Origin of the sequence: Citrobacter sp. B72 (genome assembly GCF_016894305.1) — a bacterium.
Taxonomy (GTDB): Bacteria; Pseudomonadota; Gammaproteobacteria; order Enterobacterales; family Enterobacteriaceae; genus Citrobacter; species Citrobacter portucalensis.
Genome location: NZ_CP069801.1, coordinates 3626169 through 3642745, shown reverse-complemented (window position 1 = coordinate 3642745; position 16577 = coordinate 3626169). Strand labels below are relative to the sequence as shown.

The window sequence follows — 16577 nt, the reverse complement described above, 5'->3', positions numbered from 1 at the left end:
CGCAAGCTCATGGGATATGTTGGTTTATTTATCACGCTGGATTATGTAGTCCGCTAGCGCTTCCAGTGCCGAGGTATCGAGTGACTGTGCGGCCAGCAGACTTAGCGACTGGCGGGCGTCCTCGATTAAATCCCGGGCTTTATTCTGGGCTTGCTCAAGACCCAGAAGTGCAGGATAGGTACTTTTGCCAAGCTGCTGGTCAGCACCCTGACGTTTACCCAATGTTGCAGTATCGCCTACCACATCCAGGATGTCATCCTGAACCTGGAAAGCCAGACCGATGCTTTCTGCGTATTTGTCGAGTATTGGCAGGCATTCTCGCCCTTTATCGCCAGCACTTAACGCCCCCAAACGCACGGCGGCGCGAATCAATGCTCCGGTTTTATGGCGGTGAATCCGCTCCAGCGCATCCAGCTCAACCTGATGACCTTCAGCTTCCAGATCCAGCGCCTGACCGCCGCACATACCGGCGATGCCGCTGGCCTGAGCCAGTTCAGAGATCATCGCGATGCGGTCACGGTCAGTGACTTCCGGCATTGGGGCGTCGCTGATAATGGAGAATGCCAGCGTTTGTAGCGCATCTCCGGCCAGGATCGCATTTGCCTCGCCAAATTTTACGTGGCAAGTCGGCAGACCGCGTCGCAGGTCATCGTCATCCATCGCGGGCAAATCATCGTGCATCAGCGAATAGGCATGAATGCATTCGACGGCGGCAGCGGGAGCATCAAGCGTACTCAGGCTGACCCCAAACATCTGACCGGTCGCATACACCAGGAACGGGCGCAGGCGTTTACCGCCTAATAATGCGCCATATTGCATGGTTTCTACCACGGGAGTGTTCTGAAAGGGCAGTGGCGCGATAAAACGGCTCAGTGCCTGGTTGGCCTGCTCAACGCAAGCCTGTAGCTGCTGCGTAAAATCCATTTACTCATTATCCGGTGTAAAAGGCGTAAGGGCGGCGTCTTCAGTATCTGACAGCAGGATTTGTACGCGCTGTTCAGCCTGTTGCAATTTGACCTGTCCCTGACGCGCCAACTGTACGCCACGTTCGAATTCGTTCAACGCTTCTTCTAACGGCAGGTCGCCGCCTTCCAGACGGGTAACAATTTGTTCCAGCTCGCTCAGCGCGGTTTCAAAACTGGCGGGCGCTTCATTTTTCTTCGGCATAATGAATGTCTGACTCTCTGTATTGGCAGCACAAGACTATGGTAACGGACTCGCACTGATAAGCAAATAACGCGCAATGTGCACAGTAGCCGCGTGATGGTGATATACTTGCGCGCCTGGATGCAGTCGCGGGTATGGGCTGCTGTATTTTTTTCCATTACAAGTCATTCAGACTTGCCTAAGAACCATTGCCGCCATGAAGTTTATCATTAAATTGTTCCCAGAAATCACCATCAAAAGCCAATCTGTGCGTTTGCGCTTTATAAAAATTCTGACAGGGAACATTCGTAACGTTTTAAAGCACTATGATGAAGACCTTGCTGTTGTTCGTCACTGGGATCACGTTGAGGTTCGCGCTAAAGATGAAAGCCAGCGCCAGGATATTCGCGACGCGCTGACCCGTATTCCGGGTATCCACCACATTCTCGAAGTAGAAGACGTGCCGTTTACCGATATGCACGATATTTTCGAGAAAGCACTGGTGCAGTATCGCGATCAACTGGAAGGTAAAACCTTCTGTGTTCGCGTGAAGCGTCGCGGGAAGCATGAGTTTAGCTCCATTGAGGTGGAACGTTATGTTGGCGGTGGACTGAACCAACATATTGAATCTGCACGCGTGAAGCTGACGAAGCCGGATGTGACCGTTAATCTTGAAATCGAAAACGACCGTCTGCTGCTGGTTAAAGGCCGCTATGAAGGTATTGGTGGTTTCCCGATTGGGACGCAGGAAGACGTACTGTCGCTGATTTCCGGCGGTTTCGACTCTGGTGTATCCAGCTACATGCTGATGCGTCGCGGCTGCCGTGTTCACTATTGCTTCTTTAACCTTGGCGGCGCAGCGCATGAAATCGGCGTTCGCCAGGTGGCGCATTACCTGTGGAATCGCTTCGGTAGTTCGCATCGCGTGCGTTTTGTTGCTATCAACTTTGAACCGGTGGTCGGTGAGATCCTGGAGAAAGTTGATGACGGCCAGATGGGCGTGGTTCTCAAACGTATGATGGTTCGCGCGGCGTCGAAAGTCGCTGAGCGCTACGGCGTACAGGCGCTGGTAACCGGTGAAGCACTGGGCCAGGTGTCCAGCCAGACGCTGACCAACCTGCGTCTGATCGATAACGTTTCTGACACCCTGATCCTGCGCCCGCTTATCTCCCATGATAAAGAGCACATCATCAATCTGGCGCGTGAAATTGGTACCGAGGACTTTGCCCGTACCATGCCGGAATACTGCGGTGTGATTTCAAAAAGCCCGACGGTGAAAGCGATCAAAGCGAAGATTGAGGCCGAAGAAGAAAACTTCGATTTCTCTATCCTCGATAAAGTGGTTGAAGAAGCGAACAATATCGATATTCGCGATATCGCCCAGCAGACGCAGCAGACAGTGGTAGAAGTGGAAACCGTGAGCGGTTTCGGCCCGAATGACGTAATCCTTGATATCCGTTCTGTGGATGAACAGGATGATAAACCGCTGAAGGTTGAAGGTGTGGACGTCGTTTCTCTGCCATTCTACAAGCTGAGCACTAAATTCGGCGATCTGGACCAGAGTAAAACCTGGCTGCTGTGGTGTGAACGCGGGGTGATGAGTCGCCTGCAGGCGCTTTATCTGCGCGAGCAGGGCTTTGAAAATGTGAAGGTGTATCGCCCGTAATTGAGTAAACATCGTGTTGTAGGCCGGATAAGGCGGTTACGCCGCCATCCGGCAATATAACGATATTATTCAAAACGAACGGGAAGCGTCTTCCCGTTCGACTCCCAGACCCCCTGATAGACACCGTCTTTTAACTCTAGCGTTATCTTCTCTTGCGTTTGTTCAGCCGCAGATGTCTTCAGTTCATAATGTTGATTGTCGGCTGTGTCGCATTTGCCGGTCAATTCAATCGGTGCGCCAAATTTTTGGTAAAAGTAAGCCCCTTCAAAAAAATCACCGTATTTGCAGTCCACCTTCAACACAATACGCATGCTTTTTCCCAGCGTGCCGTACATGACTTTGCCATCAATGCCGGGCGCTGGCGAAACTGGTGTTGTACTCTTTGCGGTAGTCAGATATTGGCCGTACGGTGTGAGCTGATTTTGCAGTTCCGCGGTTGGGATTTTCGTTGTGAAATCACCCAACTCGTCGAGCGCACGGCTGGCGTGGTTGCTACAGCGTCCGTTCAGGAAAGCCAGATGGTCTTTTTGCAGGGAGAATTTGTCGATGTAGTACAAACCGTCGGTGTAGGTTGCGCACGATGCGTAGAATTCGGCATAGTTAAAATCTTCACCTTTCTCTTCTTTTATTTGTTCTGGTGTTTGCGAATTATGCGCAGTAACAAAGGTATCGATTTGGCCGCGGATATCTTTTCTGATACGGGTGTTTAATTCGGCGATTGTAGCCCGGGAAAAGAGATCGTTAAGGGTAATTGCCGCACCGCTGGCTAAATCGAAGCTGATCGGCACATTGTACGACTCGCAATACGCCCCGCAACCTTCGATAAACATGTTGAGCGTCAGGATTTTTGCGTCGCGATACTCAACCGTGTAGTCAAGGTTTGCGGTGGGATTCATGGCTGATTTCGCAAACTGATTTACTGTGGCCTGTGGAGTATTACCCGGTAGCTGATTGATAAAGCTTGCGAAAATATAATCGTTAATGCGTTTTGCAACTTTGGGGTTATCCGTCGAGGAAAACCATGGCAAGCGATACTGCATTTCAGTGCTTCCGGGATAGCGATATTCAATACTCTTTATTTCGAGTTGTGTCGCTGTGGCATAACCGGAAAGGAGCAGTAAAGCCACTCCACTCAGATATCCTTTCATTATGATTCCTTATAAGGGAGTGGCTCGAAGATTTACTCGTAATAGTTATAGATTCCCGCGGCCATCACCAGTTGTGACGCCACCTCGTGAGCTTTTTCGCGACTCACCAGCAGATCAATGATTTTCAAACCGAAATCAATGGAAGTCCCCGGTCCCTGGCTGGTTAACAGGTTGACGCGCGGATCCCATACGACGCGCTTGTCCTGCCACTGGTCAGCGGGAATTTGGTCTTTCAGCGCCGGAAAACCGGTCATGTTACCGATGGGGAAAATATCGTGTGGGACGAGTACGGTGGCGGCCGCGGCGCAAATTGCCGCGACAATGCGCCCGGAGCGATGAAACTGTTTCACGGTTTCGATAAGCAGCGGGCTGTCGCGAAAACACTCGGCGCCTTTAATACCGCCCGGCAGCACGATAATGTCGAAATCGCCGTCAGCAACTTCGACTAATGGCGCATCCGCCAACAGCTTCACTCCGCGTGAGCAGACGATCGTCAGGTCGCCATCGCTGGCGACGCTGGCGGTAGTGACCTTAATTCCGCCGCGAACCAGCAGATCGATAGTGGTGACCGCTTCGGTCTCTTCACTACCAGGGGCGAGACATACCAGTGCTTGAGCGCTCATACTCACTTTCCTTTCTCTTTACCATTTCAAACAGTTGGGCGTTTTCCGGGACGGCGATGCCGTGCGCGCGGGCGCGTTTTAACAAATATCCGGTAATGTAGTCGATCTCTGTATGACGCAGGGCACGAATGTCTTGCAGCATTGATGAGATATTTTCCGCCGTACTGTCAATCACTTGCTCGACATAATAGCGTAAATCATCCACAGATGTATGGTGGCCTTCGCGTTCAATGACCGCGGCCACTTCCTCGCAGATGAGTGCTATTTTTTCAGGATGATGGCGTAACTCGCCGTTTGGGCAATCCCATAATGCGGTCAGCGGGTTAATGACGCAGTTGACGGCCAGCTTTCGCCACAGTTCGGCGCGAATAGTGTCGTGCCAGGCGACGTCCGGTAGCACCTCTTGCAGGACTTCAGCCAGATAACTGAAATCACCGTCTTGTTCACGCGCAGGACCAATGCGCGTTGTTCCCTGAGCGACATGAATGATGACGTTGCCGTCACGGCGTGCTGCGTGGGTGGTGGTACCTATCAGCAGAGGTTGCTTAATGTTATGCAGCTCTTCAATTGTCCCCATGCCGTTGTGAATCAGCAGAATGGGAGTGGGTTCAGGCAGAATTGCGGCCAGGCCTTTTACCGCATCAGAAACCTGCCAGGCTTTCAGGGTGACCAGTAGCAGGTCGCTTTTTGCCAAAAAGTCGGGGTCGTTTGCCGTCAGGGATTCATTAAAAACTGACCCATCCGTGTCGATCAGGTTTACGCTGCAATAGGGTTGCGGTACGCGTAGCCACCCTTGCACCTCATGTCCATGTTTGCATAGCGCGGTAAGCCAAAGCTGTCCTAGCGCTCCACATCCCAGTACGGTAATTTTCATTCTTCCTCCTCACCTGCAACAGCACCAGGTGTTAATCCATATCGGCCGTACCCCATTATTGTTCGCAGGTATCAGTACCACGTACAATTAAAGGATACAGCCTAGTATAGCGCTGTCTGTTGGGTAACTTTGCAGGTATTATGCTTCGCATCAAAAATGAAGGGAGAGGAAAAGATGCCATCTTTCGATATTGTCTCTGAAGTTGATCTTCAGGAAGCCCGTAACGCGGTAGATAACGCCAGCCGCGAAGTGGAGTCACGCTTTGATTTTCGTGGCGTTGAAGCGACTTTTGAGCTGAATGAGTCAAATAAGACGATTAAGGTGCTGAGCGAATCTGATTTTCAGGTCAATCAGTTGCTGGATATTCTGCGTGCCAAGCTGCTCAAACGCGGTATTGAAGGCACGTCGCTGGACGTACCAGAAACCTTCGTGCACAGCGGTAAAACCTGGTTTGTTGAAGCTAAGCTGAAACAAGGCATTGAAAGTGCAGTGCAAAAGAAGATCGTTAAGCTGATCAAAGACAGCAAACTGAAGGTGCAGGCGCAGATTCAGGGCGAAGAAATCCGTGTAACCGGCAAGGCGCGTGACGACCTGCAATCCGTTATGGCGCTGGTTCGCGGCGGCGACCTCGGTCAACCGTTCCAGTTCAAGAACTTCCGCGATTAAGTCGTTATGTCAGATGGCGTAAGCCGCCATCTGACAAATCTCATCTTTACGCCTGCCTGATGGCCTGCTCAACCTCAAATCGATTGGTGACTTTGCTGTCGATTTTCACGTAGGCCGAATGTTCTTTCGCGACAATTAACACTTCGCTTATCCCTTCTTTAGCCAGCAGACGCTGCTTCAGGGTGTCATCCGCAGCAATTTCAGGTGGGATTTCCACCCGCAGGCTGCTGACATACGGCGGCTCTTTCATTGTACTCGCCACCAATAACCACACTGCCGCCAGAAGCGCACCGGCCAGGAATACGGCCTGACCATCAAACATTTCAACCACCCAACCGCCGAGAGAACCGCCAATCGCCACGCCAAGAAACTGGCTGGTGGAGTAAACGCCCATTGCCGTGCCTTTATAGCCAGCCGGAGACTCTTTACTGATAAGCGAGGGGAGGAGGGCTTCCATCAGGTTGAAGGCGAGGAAGAATATCTGCACGCCCGCAATCAACCCCCAGAAACGCACGTTAGCGCTCCACAATACAATCTCTGCAATAAGTATCAGTAACACGCAGGCGAGGAACACGCGTTTCATGCGGCGCTTCACTTCGGCGTAAATGATGAACGGCACCACGGAAACAAAAGACAGCAGCATCGTCACCAGATAAATTTTCCAGTGCTCTGCGGCGGGGAAGCCTGCTTTCGCCAGTTGGCCTGGTAAGGCAACGAAGGTGGACATCAGCAATATGTGCAGACACATGATGCCAAAGTTGAGCTTCAGCAGTTTGGGCTCTGCCAGCACTTTACTGAAGCTGCCTTTTACCATCCCCGACTCGCGGTTCAGCACGTGGGTAGTGCTATTGGGAACGACCCAAATGGTCAGCACGATACCCGTGGTAGCAAGGGCTGCAATCATCCAGAACAGCGCGTGTAGCCCCAGCGCATGGGTAACTATTGGTCCCAGCACCATCGCAATGGCGAAGGTGATACCAAAGCTGACACCGATAAACGCCATCGCTTTGGTACGGTTTTGCTCACGGGTTAAGTCGGAAAGTAGCGCCATTACGGCAGCAGCAATCGCGCCAGAGCCTTGCAAGGCCCGGCCAAGAATAATTCCCCAGATTGAATCGGAGAGAGCAGCAATTATGCTGCCGAGAACAAATACCGCCAGCCCGCCGACAATAAGCGGCTTACGACCGATGCGGTCAGAGAGCAGGCCAAAGGGGATCTGGAAGACGGCTTGAGCCAGACCATATATGCCGATGGCAAGGCCTATCAGCGCTTCGCTGGCACCCTGTAGCGCCATACCGTACGTGGTCAGAACTGGCAGGACCATAAACATGCCAAGCATGCGCAACGAGAATACGGTCCCTAAACCCCAGGTGGCGCGCAACTCACCGGGCGTCATTTTGTAATCGTTCATTCCCACCTCTGTATTAATTTCGCGCCTAGTGTAAAGCGGGGAAGGGGTGGGGTAAACCTCTACGATATGTGGAATTGTGTAGTGGGATAATTGAAATAATTACTTTCGCAACTAATTTACTTGCGATAATTACAGGTGTAGTCTTTTTGTGGTTATTACTAATGGAAACAGGGAAAAGGAAAATGGCAATTCCAGGCAATATGTGGATTTATGACGATGGTGGCGCGCTGATAAAGGGCGGGTGTGACGTAAAGGGAAGAGAATACAGTATTGAATTTAAAGGTTTTCATCATAATCTGTCTATTCCCACTGATAATGGTACAGGCAAGCCAACAGGCACTCGCCAACATTCACCGATGATGATAGTCAAAGAGTTTGACTACTCTAGTCCGTATTTATACAAAGCGGTCGCTTCTGGTCAGAATCTTAAGTCCGCAGAGATTCGTTGGTACAAAATTAATGATGCGGGTCAGGAAGTGGAGTATTTCAACATGCTGCTCGAGGGCGTGCGGATTGTCTCGGTCTCTCCTACTATGGCTGGGCCAGAAGACAAAAACAACAATCACCTTGAAACCATAGAATTACGCTACGAAAAAATCACCTGGAAGCATTGCGACGGGAACATTATCTATACCGACGCATGGAATGACCGGCAGACGGCATAATGGGTGATTGAATGGACACCACTGAAGAAGCGAATGGAACCTATTGGTATCATGGTCACAGCAATCTATCAGCTGGGGAATTGTATGATCTCATCTTTCTGGAACAGTTTTGTGATGAGTTAGGAATTGGCATTGAATCGGGAGCCGCTATTCTGGCTGGTCAGCCCTGGTTAAAGACAAGGCAAAAACCACGAGACGCGACTAAAGGAACAAGTGTTGCCTCAAAGTACGCAAGAATTATACTGAGAGATATGCGATTACCTTTTGGTCTCAGAGTTAAAACACCAGTTGGTTTTACCATGAAGAAAACTAACAAGGTTGCTGCTGTGATTGGGCGTTATTGCCCTTGGTTAGGATGGGTGGCGTTAACCAACGCTATTTACCAGATCTCACGGCGTACACAGAATAAATACAATCTGATTGCCCGCCCAAAAGATCGCATACAGTGGACATCTTTCTAATGAGCATACAAAATGAAGTGTTGAAGCTATTCAGGAAGGAGATACCTGGATACGACGATAAAGACGGAAATGAGATCCCATTAGAATTGGACACAGATTTATTCGATGAGCCACGAGACGACCTCTCAGATGCAGTAGAAGAGTTTCAGAAAGTATTCAATGTAGATTTATCGAATGTTGACTGGACCCGCTATTTTCCTTGGGAAAACACGCCTCTTCTGACTCGGTGGTTCAAAGCTAACCGGGAAGAAGTGGAAGCAACACGCATACCGTTAACCGTAAGGATGTTTGCTGAGTCGGCTGAAGCGGGGAAATGGCTTTTTGAGGTCTGGGATGATAAACAAAAAGACGAGACCTAATGCTCTCCAAACTGCTTAGTAATAAAAAAGGGTGCCGAAGCACCCTTTTTCGTATCTGCAGATTCTTACCAGACGTAAGTCAGCAGGTTCTGCGAGTTTGGCACCATAAAGTCGACGGACATCATCACGCTGAGCGCGGTAATGGCGATGATGGAGAAGCCGAACAGCTTGCGCGCCCAGACTCTGTCATCTTCCACTTTATAACCGCGCAGCGCCATGCCCAACCACCAGACGCTTACCGCCGCCGCAACAATCAGGTATTTATAACCTGCATAACCGCCCAGGGTTAGCATCAGCGTGGCGATAGCAAATGCCACGATATACAGCGTGATATGGTTCTTCGCGACCGAAATGCCTTTTACCACTGGCAGTACAGGGATGTTGGCAGCCTGATAATCCTTGAAGCGGAAAATCGCAATCGCGTAAGAGTGCGGCATTTGCCACAGGCTGAAGATAGCCAGCAGAATCAGCGCACCGCTATCGAACTCACCGGTTACGGCGCAGTAGCCAATCACCGGCGGCGCAGCGCCGGAGAGTGAGCCAATCAGCGTACCGTAAACGGAATGGCGCTTCATATACAGGCTATAAACGCCCACATAGACCACGAAGCCCATTACCCCCAGCCAGCAGGCCAGAGGGTTCGCGCCAAACCACAGCAGCATAAAGCCAGCAATACCCAGCAGGGTGGCGTATACCAGCGAGACCGCAGGGGAAATCAGACCTTTAACCAGCACGCGGTTTTTGGTCCTCTCCATCTTCCTGTCGATATCCCTGTCGATGTAGTTGTTAAATACACAACCCGACGCCACAACCAGTGACACCCCAACCAGCGTGTAGATAAACAGGGGATAATCAATGCTGCCTTTCGAGGCCAGCAGGAATCCCCCAATCACCGAGATCAGGTTGCCAAAGATGATGCCTGGTTTCGTTACTTGCAGGTATTGCTTAAACATCATAATCGCCGCTCTTAGTGCATCATCATGTTGTAGTTAAGGTTCCACATAATCCAGATGGAGCCCACAACCAGGATGGCGATGATTAGCACAGTAAAGACAAAGGCCGTCATGTTCCAACCTTCATCAGATTTGCTATTCATGTGCAGGAAGCACACCAGGTGCACCAGAATCTGTACCACTGCCATTGCCAGAATAGTTCCCAGAATGACGGCCGGTGAGGCAGAACCTGTCATCACCATCCAAAACGGAATGACCGTCAGGATGATCGACAGGATAAAACCTGTCATGTAGGTTTTTACGCTGCCATGGGATGCGCCGCCGCTCTCGTTAGAATGACTCATTACATCGCCCCCATCAGATAAACAACAGTGAACACACAGATCCACACCACATCCAGGAAGTGCCAGAACAGGCTCAGGCACATGATGCGGGTACGGTTAGTACTGGTCAGACCGCGACGAGCAACTTGCACCATCAGCACCGCCATCCAGATAAGACCGGAGGTGACGTGCAGACCGTGCGTACCGACCAGCGCGAAGAACGCAGACAGGAAGCCGCTGCGATCCGGGCCCATACCGTTAACAATCAGGTGATGGAATTCATAGAGTTCCATCCCGATGAATCCGGCACCGAACAAGAAGGTCAACGCCAGCCAGGAGATAACCTGGCTCTTGTTGTTCTTGTACATGGCAATCGCTGCCATGCCGTAAGTAATGGAGCTGAATAACAGCAGGAATGTTTCAACCAGAACGAATGGCAGTTCAAAAATGTCCTTACCTGTCGGGCCACCTGCGGTGCCGTTCACCAGAACGGCATAGGTTGCAAACAGAATAGAGAACAGAATGCAGTCGCTCATCAGGTAGACCCAGAATCCGAAGATCTTGGTCTGGCCTGCATCGTGGTGCCCGTGTTCGTGCGCGTGGGCAGTCGCGTGCGTTAAAGTATCAGTTGCCATTTTTCAGCCCTGCCTTAGTAATCTCATCGAAATGCTGGTTTTCCAGTTTTTCGACTTCCGGGACCGGCACGTAGTAATCCACGTCTTCATCAAAGCTTTTCACAATCCAGCTGATGATCATGCCTGCGAAGCTTGCAATCGCCAGCCACCAGATATGCCAGATCATGGCGAAACCAAACAGTGTTGCGAAGGCGGTAATGACGATACCGGCACCGCTGTTCTTCGGCATATGAATTTCTTCATAGTGCGCAGGCTGCTTGTACGCTTCACCTTTTTCTTTCATTTCCCAGAAGGCATCACGCTCGTGAACGTGCGGCACAACGGCAAAGTTATAGAACGGAGGCGGGGAAGAGGTTGCCCACTCCAGCGTACGACCACCCCATGGGTCACCGGTCAGGTCACGGTTCTGCTCGCGGTCGCGAATAGAAACAAAGATCTGAATCAACTGGCACAGGATACCCAGTGCAATCAGCGCGGCGCCGCAGGCGGCAACGACCAGCATCGGATGGAACTGTGGATCAATCTGCTGGCTGAGGCGACGGGTCATACCCATGAAGCCCAGCACGTACAGCGGCATAAATGCTACGAAGAAGCCGATGATCCAGAACCAGAATGCGCGTTTACCCCAGGTTTCGTTCAGCGTGAAGCCAAACGCTTTTGGCCACCAGTAGGTCATACCAGCGAAGCATCCAAATACAACGCCGCCGATGATAACGTTATGGAAGTGCGCAATCAGGAACAGACTGTTGTGCAGAACGAAGTCCGCACCCGGCACCGCCAGCAGTACACCGGTCATGCCGCCGACTGAGAAGGTGACGATAAAGCCAATCGTCCACAGCATTGCTGAGTGGAATACGATACGGCCCTGATACATGGTGAACAGCCAGTTGAAGATCTTCACCCCGGTCGGGATGGCGATAATCATGGTGGTGATACCGAAGAAGGCGTTTACGTTAGCGCCTGCACCCATGGTGAAGAAGTGGTGCAGCCAAACAACGAACGACAGAACGGTGATACACACGGTTGCCCACACCAGCGAGGTGTAACCAAACAGACGTTTACGCGAGAAGGTTGCTGCGATTTCGGAGAACACACCGAAGACTGGCAGAACCAGAATGTACACTTCCGGATGGCCCCAGGCCCAAATCAGGTTGATGTACATCATCATGTTGCCGCCCATATCGTTGGTAAAGAAATGGGTGCCCAGATAGCGATCCAGGGTCAGCAACGCGACGGTAACCGTCAGGATTGGGAAAGAAGCGATGATCAGGATGTTCGCGCAAAGAGATGCCCAGCTAAACACCGGCATCTTGAACATGGTCATTCCTGGTGCACGCATCTTAATGATGGTCACAAAGAAGTTGATACCGGTCAGGGTTGTACCAATACCGGACAACTGGACTGCCCATATCCAATAGTCGACCCCGACGCTTGGACTGTACTCTATTCCCGAAAGTGGCGGATACGCCAGCCAACCGGTCTGCGCGAATTCACCCACGCCCAGAGAAAGGTTAACCAGGATTACGCCGACAACGGTGAACCAGAAGCTCAGGTTGTTCAGGAACGGGAATGCAACGTCACGTGCGCCGATCTGCAGCGGAACCACCAGGTTCATCAGACCGATAACAAATGGCATTGCCACGAAGAAGATCATAATCACGCCGTGAGCCGTGAAGATCTGGTCGTAGTGGTGAGGAGGCAGGAAGCCCGCTTCACCTGCAGAAGCCAGCGCTTGCTGACTACGCATCATGATGGCGTCGGCAAAGCCACGAATCAACATGACGATTGCGACGATGACATACATGATGCCAAGGCGTTTGTGGTCAACCGAGGTTAGCCACTCTTTCCACAGGTAGGTCCACTTACCGAAGTAAGTGATAAGGCCCAGTAAGGCCGCACCACCGATGATAATGGCAGCAATCGTAACCATGACAATAGGTTCATGGAACGGAACTGCATCCAGCGTCAATTTTCCGAACATCGTATTCTTCCTCGGCCCCTTAGTGAGCGGATTCCGCGTGGCTCATGTCCATGCCTTCCATGCCTTCGTGTGCGCTGTGCTCACCTTCGGGTTGGGTCATGTCCATGCTCTTACCGTGAGCCATAAATTTGTTAATAACGTCTTTAAACAAATCCGGTTTCACGTTGGAGAAGTATTCCACCTGGTTGTATTCGCTTGGCGCAGCCACTTTCTCGAACGCTGCCATGTCGCTCATGGTGTTCGTGGACTGTTTAGCTTTAGCAACCCATTGGTCGAATTCGGCGCGGTCCTTTGTTGCGATAGCCTTGAACTTCATACCGGAGAAGCCTGGTCCGCTATAACTTGCGGAGATACCATCATAAGTACCGACTTCGTTGGCGATCAGATGCAGTCGAGTCTGCATACCGGCCATGGCATAAATCTGGCTACCCAGACGCGGGATAAAGAAGGAGTTCATCACGGAGTTGGAAGTCACTTTGAATTCAACCGGAGTATTCGCCGGGAAGGCGATTTCATTCACGGTAGCGATACCCTGTTCCGGATAGATGAAGAACCATTTCCAGTCCATGGAAACCACTTCGATGGTAATGGGCTTCTCGTCATGCGCCAGCGGTTTGCTTGGCTCAAGAGCGTGAGTGGTTTTCCAGGTCAGAACGGCAAGGAAAATGATGATTAAGATCGGCACCGTCCAGACCACAGCTTCCACTTTATTGGAGTGTGACCAGTTCGGGCTGTACTTCGCATCTTTATTGCTTGCACGATACTTCCAGGCAAAACCAACAGCCATCAAGATGGCGGGAATAACGACAATCAACATCAGGCCAAATGCCGTCAGTATCAATGACCGTTGTTCCAGTCCAATCTGTCCTTTAGGGTCAAGCAGCGCAGAATTACAGCCACTGAGTAATGCAGTGCCTGCAATTAATGACAACCATCCCAAACTTTTATTGTATTTCCTGAGTCTCATTTAACGACCTCAATTCCACGGGACCGGGTGGCGTTTAAAGTGTGAGGGCATTTTACGGGAAGGTTACATTACTGTAAACATCTCTAGATCTGTGTTACTGGGTTCTGCCGTGCATGTCACATATGTTGCAATATATGTCGCTTTGGCTTTAAGAACCTGTTGCAACATCACGTTATAACGAAAGCGGGCAGGTGGGGGGCGTACTGAGGGCAATTGGTATAACCAATACGAAAATAAAACAATTGCTTAACAATTGATTATCAATAAACGGACAATTGAGGAACAAAAAATAAATCTTTCTTGGCTGAATCGAGTAAGGAAAATAGTATATATAAAAGGCGTCAATAATTTCCAAATTCTTTGGCGCACAAAATAACAAATATTATTTTTAGCAGTTGTTGCTTATTTCGCCGTTATAATTACGTAGGGTGATTACAACGACCAAATATGCTCGTCATACTTCAAGCTACGGGTGTGTTGGCTTTCCTCGCTCACCCCAGTCACTTACTTATGTAAGCTCCTGGGGATTTGCTGCGTCGCCGCCTTCCCGTAACTCGAATTATTTAGAGCATAAATATGCAACATCATGCCAGACGGGTTTTGCGCAGTGCCAGATAATCAAGCAATCCACCAAAAACGACCCCGCAGACCGCGACCACCACTGAGACTTCAAGCAGTTCCGGCAGGAAGGAGAAGTTGGTGTAATCCATCGCGTTCATGGTTAACAGCAGCAGCCAAACCAGCAGCAGGCAGCAGCCCACAACTAGCGTCATTAATGCCAGACTGTATGCTCCACGAAATTCCGTGCGCGGAATGAAGCTTTCATTTTGCCAGCTATGTTCCAGGGTCTGGCGACATACCAGCAGCAGTATCAGACCGGGGATCGCGGCAAACACGGAGAACAGATAAAACGTCGGCCAGCCGTGTGCTTCGACAAACCAACCCGCTACCGGGCCAACGTAAACGCGACCAACGGCTGAAAGCGCGGAGAGCAGGGCGAACTGGGTCGCTGAGAAGGACTTATTGCACAGCGTCATTAATAAAGCGACAAATGCCGCCGTGCCCATTCCGCCGCACAGGTTTTCAAAGAAGACGGCCGCCGCCATGCTGAACATGTGTTTGTCAGTGATGGACAGTAGCCAGTAGCCCGCATTCGACGCCCCTTGCAGGATGCCGAAAATAAGCAATGCGCGAAACAGCGAAAGGCGCTGCATCAGGATCCCACCGTACAGCGCGCCAACAATGGTCGCCAGTAGCCCCAGCGTCTTATTCACCACGCCAACTTCACCCGCATCAAACCCAACGCCGCGGATTAAAAAGGTGGTGGTCAGGCTCATGGCGAAAGCATCCCCGAGCTTATACAGCACAATAAGCAGCAGGATCAGCCATGCGTTGTTACGACCAAAGAAGTCTCGCAGCGGAGCCGCAACTGCCTGTTCCAGCGTTTTAGGCACCGGAATGGTGTCAGTTGGTTCAGGTGCTAACAGAGTGGCGATGATACAGGGAATCAACAGTGCAGCCATCAGCCAGTACATCCCTTGCCAGCCCAGCCAGCGATCGGCCATCCACAAGGCCAATCCGCCTGAAACCAGCATCCCTAGTCGATAGCCCAGCACGCTAATAGCCGCGCCGGTGCCGCGCTCTTCTGCGGGCAATACGTCGGTTTTCCAGGCATCAAAGACGATATCCTGCGATGCCGAGCAAAAAGCGATCACTACTGCGAGTGCGGCCATCCAGCGTAACTGTGTGCCAGGCTCCAGAAAGCCCATCGCGGCGATAGAAATTAACAACAGCACCTGGGTCGCCAGCAGCCAGCCGCGACGTCGACCTAAAAACGATGGCGTATAGCGGTCCATCAACGGGGACCAGAGAAATTTAAATACGTAGGCCTGACCGACCAGGGAAAAGAAACCGATGGTTTTAAGATCGATATTCTCGACCGTCATCCACGCCTGAAGCGTACCGGAGGTGAGTGCGAGCGGTAAACCGGAGGCGAACCCCAGAATGAGCAGGATAGCTGAGCGTGGCTGCTGAAAAATACGTAAGTATTGACTGGACATGGGCTTCTATAGGCCCGACGAACGCCGGGCCATATGGGCAGAAATTAACGAGCGTTCTGCTTGATGAAATCGTGAACGCTGGTGTCCTGAGACATATCAGCGATGGTGTCGGTCAGCACGCTGTTAACGGCATCAGCGATATTTTTGTTAGAGGCTTGCAGTGCACCTTCAACAGAATAGCTTGCGCGGTAGTTTTTGGTCATCTTGTTGCCGTTGGCGGCGGTAGCAATGATGGCGATGTCTGCTTTGGTGGCGATGTTATAGCGCACGCTACCCTGAGACACGTCAGCATACAGCTGGTTAACAATGATTTGCAGGTTGACTGCACCGTTTGGTCCAATCATATAACCACGTGCTGTCATCTGTTTTTCCAGTACTTCTTGCAACAGGAAACGCAGGTCGCGGGACGCGGTCAGGGTCACCAACTGGTTGTCGCGGGTGACTTTTGCCAGCGCTTGATCCTGGCGCTGGTCGGCTCCGTTGATGCTAACGGTCACGCCCATCAGGCTCGGGTCCTGCTGTGGCAGGGTAATTTTCGGGGAGACTTCAATAGTGGTCGGCGGTGTTGCGCATCCAGCTAACATAAACAGCGCGACAAACGGGACGAGGATTTTTTTAAACATGCCAGGGCTCTCAGCG

At 51.2% G+C, this 16577-nt stretch carries 18 protein-coding genes; 5 read left to right on the top strand and 13 right to left on the bottom strand.

Annotated elements, in window-relative coordinates; genetic code table 11:
• Nucleotides 1-24: 24 nt before the first annotated feature.
• Together ispA and xseB are read right to left on the bottom strand one after the other, a co-directional pair.
• Nucleotides 25-924: a (2E,6E)-farnesyl diphosphate synthase gene (gene ispA / locus JQN59_RS17415; protein ID WP_008783932.1), complete on the bottom strand. Its 900-nt coding sequence runs from the start codon at nt 922-924 to the stop codon at nt 25-27.
• On the bottom strand, nt 925-1167 hold the full coding sequence (gene xseB, locus JQN59_RS17410) for an exodeoxyribonuclease VII small subunit (RefSeq protein ID WP_003021586.1): 243 nt from the start codon (nt 1165-1167) through the stop codon (nt 925-927).
• A 196-nt stretch (nt 1168-1363) separates the two neighbouring features.
• Here xseB and thiI point away from each other — a divergent pair, with 196 nt between their 5' ends.
• Complete coding sequence (gene thiI, locus JQN59_RS17405) at nt 1364-2812, top strand: tRNA uracil 4-sulfurtransferase ThiI (protein WP_149607781.1); 1449 nt, start codon at nt 1364-1366, stop codon at nt 2810-2812.
• A gap of 65 nt (nt 2813-2877) precedes the next feature.
• On the opposite strand, the gene JQN59_RS17400 is transcribed toward thiI, so the two are convergent.
• Genes JQN59_RS17400 through panE form a run of 3 tightly spaced genes read right to left on the bottom strand, consistent with a single transcriptional unit; the run spans nt 2878 to nt 5457 of the window.
• On the bottom strand, nt 2878-3960 hold the full coding sequence (locus JQN59_RS17400; RefSeq protein WP_103015025.1) for a hypothetical protein: 1083 nt from the start codon (nt 3958-3960) through the stop codon (nt 2878-2880).
• Between the two features lie 32 nt (nt 3961-3992).
• The gene (yajL, locus tag JQN59_RS17395) at nt 3993-4583 is read right to left on the bottom strand and encodes a protein deglycase YajL (protein ID WP_008783935.1); all 591 of its coding nucleotides are present in this window, start codon (nt 4581-4583) and stop codon (nt 3993-3995) included.
• Nucleotides 4546-5457, bottom strand: a complete 912-nt coding sequence (panE, locus tag JQN59_RS17390) for a 2-dehydropantoate 2-reductase (RefSeq protein ID WP_149607780.1) — start codon at nt 5455-5457, stop codon at nt 4546-4548. The genes yajL and panE overlap by 38 nt, the downstream gene beginning before the upstream one ends.
• Before the next feature lie 174 nt (nt 5458-5631).
• On the opposite strand from panE, the gene JQN59_RS17385 reads away from it, so the two are divergent.
• A complete protein-coding gene (locus JQN59_RS17385; RefSeq protein WP_003831002.1) occupies nt 5632-6123 on the top strand; it encodes a YajQ family cyclic di-GMP-binding protein in 492 nt (163 codons plus the stop codon).
• 46 nt (nt 6124-6169) lie between these two features.
• Here JQN59_RS17385 and JQN59_RS17380 read toward each other — a convergent pair whose 3' ends face one another.
• On the bottom strand, nt 6170-7534 hold the full coding sequence (locus tag JQN59_RS17380) for an MFS transporter (RefSeq protein ID WP_032942533.1): 1365 nt from the start codon (nt 7532-7534) through the stop codon (nt 6170-6172).
• A gap of 182 nt (nt 7535-7716) precedes the next feature.
• Between JQN59_RS17380 and JQN59_RS17375 the strand changes: the two genes are divergently transcribed.
• From JQN59_RS17375 to JQN59_RS17365, 3 genes are read left to right on the top strand one after another with little or no spacing between them, the layout of a single operon-like run.
• The gene (locus JQN59_RS17375; RefSeq protein WP_128316813.1) at nt 7717-8199 is read left to right on the top strand and encodes an Hcp family type VI secretion system effector; all 483 of its coding nucleotides are present in this window, start codon (nt 7717-7719) and stop codon (nt 8197-8199) included.
• 11 nt (nt 8200-8210) lie between these two features.
• Nucleotides 8211-8660: an STM2901 family protein gene (locus tag JQN59_RS17370; protein WP_149607779.1), complete on the top strand. Its 450-nt coding sequence runs from the start codon at nt 8211-8213 to the stop codon at nt 8658-8660.
• On the top strand, nt 8645-9019 hold the full coding sequence (locus JQN59_RS17365) for a DUF1493 family protein (RefSeq protein WP_087053079.1): 375 nt from the start codon (nt 8645-8647) through the stop codon (nt 9017-9019). Before JQN59_RS17370 ends, JQN59_RS17365 begins: the two co-directional genes overlap by 16 nt.
• A 65-nt stretch (nt 9020-9084) precedes the next feature.
• Here the strand turns inward: JQN59_RS17365 and cyoE are convergent, their stop codons facing one another.
• From cyoE to JQN59_RS17330, 7 genes are all read right to left on the bottom strand, one after another.
• Nucleotides 9085-9975: a heme o synthase gene (gene cyoE / locus JQN59_RS17360; RefSeq protein ID WP_003831005.1), complete on the bottom strand. Its 891-nt coding sequence runs from the start codon at nt 9973-9975 to the stop codon at nt 9085-9087.
• A gap of 11 nt (nt 9976-9986) precedes the next feature.
• Nucleotides 9987-10316 carry a cytochrome o ubiquinol oxidase subunit IV gene (locus JQN59_RS17355; RefSeq protein WP_003831006.1) on the bottom strand — a complete coding sequence of 110 codons (330 nt, stop codon included), beginning with the start codon at nt 10314-10316 and terminating at the stop codon, nt 9987-9989.
• Nucleotides 10316-10930, bottom strand: a complete 615-nt coding sequence (locus JQN59_RS17350) for a cytochrome o ubiquinol oxidase subunit III (RefSeq protein ID WP_003831007.1) — start codon at nt 10928-10930, stop codon at nt 10316-10318. The genes JQN59_RS17355 and JQN59_RS17350 overlap by 1 nt, the downstream gene beginning before the upstream one ends.
• Nucleotides 10920-12911, bottom strand: a complete 1992-nt coding sequence (gene cyoB / locus JQN59_RS17345; RefSeq protein ID WP_003831008.1) for a cytochrome o ubiquinol oxidase subunit I — start codon at nt 12909-12911, stop codon at nt 10920-10922. The genes JQN59_RS17350 and cyoB overlap by 11 nt, the downstream gene beginning before the upstream one ends.
• Nucleotides 12912-12930: 19 nt before the next feature.
• Nucleotides 12931-13878: a cytochrome o ubiquinol oxidase subunit II gene (cyoA, locus tag JQN59_RS17340; protein WP_032942534.1), complete on the bottom strand. Its 948-nt coding sequence runs from the start codon at nt 13876-13878 to the stop codon at nt 12931-12933.
• 584 nt (nt 13879-14462) lie between these two features.
• Complete coding sequence (gene ampG / locus JQN59_RS17335; protein WP_149607778.1) at nt 14463-15938, bottom strand: muropeptide MFS transporter AmpG; 1476 nt, start codon at nt 15936-15938, stop codon at nt 14463-14465.
• 44 nt (nt 15939-15982) lie between these two features.
• Nucleotides 15983-16561, bottom strand: a complete 579-nt coding sequence (locus JQN59_RS17330) for a lipoprotein (RefSeq protein WP_149607777.1) — start codon at nt 16559-16561, stop codon at nt 15983-15985.
• Nucleotides 16562-16577 lie beyond the last annotated feature (16 nt).